Origin of the sequence: Nonomuraea longispora (genome assembly GCF_004348345.1) — a bacterium.
Lineage (GTDB): Bacteria > Actinomycetota > Actinomycetes > Streptosporangiales > Streptosporangiaceae > Nonomuraea > Nonomuraea longispora.
Genome location: NZ_SMJZ01000416.1, coordinates 1 through 1,673, shown reverse-complemented (window position 1 = coordinate 1,673; position 1,673 = coordinate 1). Strand labels below are relative to the sequence as shown.

2 protein-coding genes are annotated in these 1,673 nt (G+C 67.5%); both read left to right on the top strand.

Annotated features, from left to right (window positions below; all coding sequences use genetic code 11):
• Window positions 1-125 precede the first annotated feature (125 nt).
• Entirely contained in the window at window positions 126-533 is a 408-nt protein-coding gene (locus E1267_RS43640; protein ID WP_246064749.1) for a transposase family protein, read from the top strand.
• A complete protein-coding gene (locus tag E1267_RS43635; protein WP_165960134.1) occupies window positions 530-1,648 on the top strand; it encodes an ISL3 family transposase in 1,119 nt (372 codons plus the stop codon). The genes E1267_RS43640 and E1267_RS43635 overlap by 4 nt, the downstream gene beginning before the upstream one ends.
• Window positions 1,649-1,673: the final 25 nt, after the last annotated feature.

The window sequence follows — 1,673 nt, the reverse complement described above, 5'->3', positions numbered from 1 at the left end:
GGTTCTGCCAAGATTTCTGTGGTAACTGACGGTGTGTCATTGGCTACGGATTTCGCGTCTGGGTGTCACCGTTGGCCCTGTGTGACGCTGACATGGTGGCTGTTGTCTTCCCCCACTTGGACTCGGTGCTGGTTGAGCGGGTCGAGCGTGAAGGTGATGCGTTACGCGTGATCGCCCGTTCCCGTGGGGAACTGATGCCCTGCCCGACGTGCGGGATCGCGACAGGTAAGGTGCACGGCTACTACCGGCGGCGTCTGGCCGACAGCCCGGCCGGCGGGGCACCGGTGGTGCTTGAGCTGGTGCTGCGGCGCCTGGTGTGCTCCAACCTGAATTGTGCACGCCAGACCTTCAATGAGCAGGTGCCCGGGCTGGCTGAACGGTACGCCCGTCGTACTCCGCTGCTGGCCACGCTGGTCGGCGCGGCTGCGGTCGCCCTGGCCGGGCGAGCCGGATCAGCGCTGCTGGCCGCAGCCGGAGTTCTACTCAGCCGCACCGCGGTGCTGGGCGCGCTGATGGCGTTGCCGAGCCCGTGACCCGTGCACCGGAGGCGATCGGGGTGGACGACTTCGCGCTCAAGCGCGGCGACCGCTACGCCACCATCATCATCGACGCGTATACCCATGAGCGCCTTGAGGTGCTGGACGGGCGGCTCGCGGTGACGCTGGAAGCCTGGCTGAAGGCCCACCCGGAGGTGAAGCTGATCTGCCGGGATCGCTCGACGGCCTACGCGGCCGGCGCTCGTGACGGTGCCCCGCAGGCGGTGCAAATCGCCGACAGATGGCACGTCTGGAAGAACCTGATCGACGCGGTGGAGAAGACCTGTATCGCGCATCGAGCCTGCTTCAGCGACCCCGATCACGGTGCCGCCCGCGGTGAGGGCCCAAGCGCGCAGCGCACCCGGTCCCGGCATGCGGCGGTGCACGCCCTGCTCGCCCAGGACGCCTCGCACGGACAGATCATGCGCAAGCTACACCTGTCTCGCAACACCGTGAAGAAGTACGCCGCCGCCGAGCACGCCGAGCAGTTGATCCACGGGCCGAAATACGCCACGACCCTGGTTGACCCGTTCCGCGACTACCTGCGCAAACGCCGTGCCGTCGAGCCCAGCGTGGCCACCTGGACACTCCTCGGCGAGATCAAGGCGATGGGGTATCAGGGCGGCTCCACCCTGCTCTACCGCTACCTGGGCCAAGGCCGCGCCGACGGCGAGCACCCGCCGCCTTCGCTCCGCCGTCTCACCCGCTGGATCACCACCAACCCGGCCAAACTCACCGCCTCCCAGCAGACCCGCCTGGAACACACCCTCAAACACTGCCCCGACCTGCAAGCCGTCGCCGGCCACGTGCGCTCCTTCGCCGCCCTGCTCGCCGCCGACCACGACGGCAACCTCGACGAGCACACCGCACGCCTGGACGCCTGGATCGACAAGGTCCGCGCCGACCAGCAGGTTCCCGCGCTGCGCTCCTTCGCCGAAGGCCTGCTCATCGACCACGACGCCGTGGCCGCCGCGCTCGCCCTGCCCTACAGCAACGGGCCGGCCGAGGGCGTCGTGAACAAGATCAAGCTCCTCAAACGGCAGACATACGGCAAGGCCGGATTATCGCTGCTCCGAAAACGGATACTCCTCGCCCAGAAGCACCACGGTTAGTTACCACAGAAATCTTGGCAGAACC